Origin of the sequence: Streptomyces sp. HSW2009, from assembly GCF_040240285.1 — a bacterium.
GTDB lineage: Bacteria > Actinomycetota > Actinomycetes > Streptomycetales > Streptomycetaceae > Streptomyces.
Window position 1 is genome coordinate 1 of the sequence record NZ_JBEHZD010000996.1, and the last position, 1,393, is coordinate 1,393.

A 1,393-nucleotide genomic window follows, 5' to 3' on the forward strand; every position below is an offset into this window, starting at 1 on the left:
CCCGCGCCTGATCCGGGCGGGCCGACGGCGGCGGGGAGCGGCGCGCGGTGCGGGCGGGCGCGGGCCGGCGACGCCGGCGTACCGGCGACGCCGCCCCCGCGGCCCGTCAGAGCAGTTCGGCCAGCCGGTGGGCCAGCAGGTCCCAGCGCCAGCGCTCTTCGATCCAGGCGCGGCCCCGCTCGCCCATCCGGCGGCACAGCTCCGGGTCGGCGAGCAGGGTGGCGATCCGGTCCGCGCTCTGCTCGACGGAGGCGCCGCTGACGACCCAGCCGGTCTCACCGTCGATGACCGCGTCCGGCGCGCCGCCCGAGTCGCCGGCGACCACCGGCAGCCCCGTCGCCGACGCCTCCAGGTAGACGATGCCGAGCCCCTCCACGTCCAGGCCGCCGCGCCGGGTGCGGCACGGCATGGCGAAGACGTCGCCCGCCCCGTAGTGCGCGGGCAGCTCCGCCGCGGGGACCGGGCCGGTGAAGCGCACCGCGGCGGCCACTCCGGTGCGGTGCGCGAGCCGCTCCAGGTCGGCCCGGTAGGGGCCGCCGCCGACGATCAGGAGCACCGTGTCCGGCACCCGGCGCAGGATGCTCGGCAGGGCCCGGATCAGGGTGTCCTGGCCCTTGCGCGGCACCAGCCGGGAGACGCACACCACCACCGGCCGCTCCGCGAGCCCGAGCCCGGCCCGTACCGCCGCGCCGCCCGACTCCGGGTGGAACGTCTTCTCGTCGACGCCGGGCGGCAGGTGCACCATGCGGGCCGCGGCCCGCTCGCTGAGCGCGCCGGCGATCTTGGTTCGGGTGTAGTCGCCGAGGTAGGTGAGCGTGTCGGTGCCCTCGCCGATCCGGTGCAGGAGCTGCCGGGCGGCCGGGAGCTGGGCCCAACCCGCCTCGTGCCCGTGGGTGGTGGCGACCAGCCGGTGCGCGCCGGCGGCCCGCAGCGCCGGCGCCATCAGCCCGAGCGGCGCCGCGGCCCCGAACCACACCGAGCCGCAGCCGTGCGCCCGCAGCAGGTCGGTGGCCCGCCGGGTCACCCGGGGCGTGGGCAGCAGCATCGTCGTCCGGTCCCGCACCACCGTGAAGGGCTGCTCGGCGTCGAAGGCGGCACAGGCCCGCGCGCCCTCGGGGCCGCGCTTCCAGGTGCTGGCGTAGACGACGAGCCGGTCCGGGTCGAGCCGGAGCGCCATGCCGTGCAGGAAGGTCTGGATGCCACCGGGCCTGGGTGGGAAGTCGTTCGTGACGATCAGGGTCTTCTCCATCGCCGCCGACAGTACCCAAGGCGGACTCCCCCGCCGTGACCTGCCACGGCCTGCCGCAGCCCGCCGCAATCGGCGGCGCGCCGCCCCGCCCCCCGCCGCCCCCCGGCGGCGGGCCCCCAGCCACCCCCGGCCCCCCGCCCGCCC

Annotated in this window: 1 protein-coding gene; it reads right to left on the minus strand. The window is 78.6% G+C overall.

The genetic code is table 11. The annotated features are described in order from the left end of the window. Positions 1-106: 106 nt before the first annotated feature. Positions 107-1,249 (minus strand): glycosyltransferase family 4 protein, encoded by a 1,143-nt coding sequence (locus AAHZ94_RS34130; protein WP_349997564.1) that lies wholly within the window; start codon positions 1,247-1,249, stop codon positions 107-109. Between the last annotated feature and the right edge of the window lie 144 nt (positions 1,250-1,393).